The 507-nt window shown below is 56.8% G+C and carries 1 protein-coding gene; it reads left to right on the forward strand.

The genetic code is table 11. The features are described from left to right. Positions 1-37 precede the first annotated feature (37 nt). Positions 38-507, forward strand: a 470-nt coding sequence (locus DM995_RS18205; RefSeq protein ID WP_232824538.1) for a DUF8757 domain-containing protein, incomplete at its 3' end; no start/stop codon positions are given.

Consider the following 507-nt stretch of genomic DNA (forward strand, 5'->3'; position numbering starts at 1 on the left):
GCGAGTGGATGCTAAGTCCATTGAGATAGTTGGGCAATTGGCTGTCGCCCAACGTGATCCATTACTGAATCGCATAGCGGTCAGCAGCCTCAAGAAAGAACGTGCTGAAAACCGCAGCTTGGCACTTCTGAAGCCCGAGATCATTGATTTTCGGGCCGTCCGCAGAAGCCCGGAGGATCTGGCCAAGCACCGCGCCACATACGAGTCGATCGCGGCACAAGCAGGACTATTTGAGGCTATTGGGCGGATTATCCCTAGAGATCCATGCCCTTTCGATTTCGTCTACCGCTACCGAGACGATGACGGCGACCACACTGGAACGTGCCAGGACTGGGAGACGGAAGCGACATTCTTTGCCCGACGTCGCGAAATGGCCACAGAACGCGAAGCTGTGGCATGGATGCTGCAGAAGTTCGGGGAGGAATACCCGCGACAAGGCATGGCGCTGGCAATGGGCACGCATCGGCACCGCCCGGACCAATGGTTGATTAACGGGGTCATCCGAAT

This window comes from Blastomonas sp. UPD001, from assembly GCF_003426715.1.
Classification (GTDB): domain Bacteria; phylum Pseudomonadota; class Alphaproteobacteria; order Sphingomonadales; family Sphingomonadaceae; genus Blastomonas.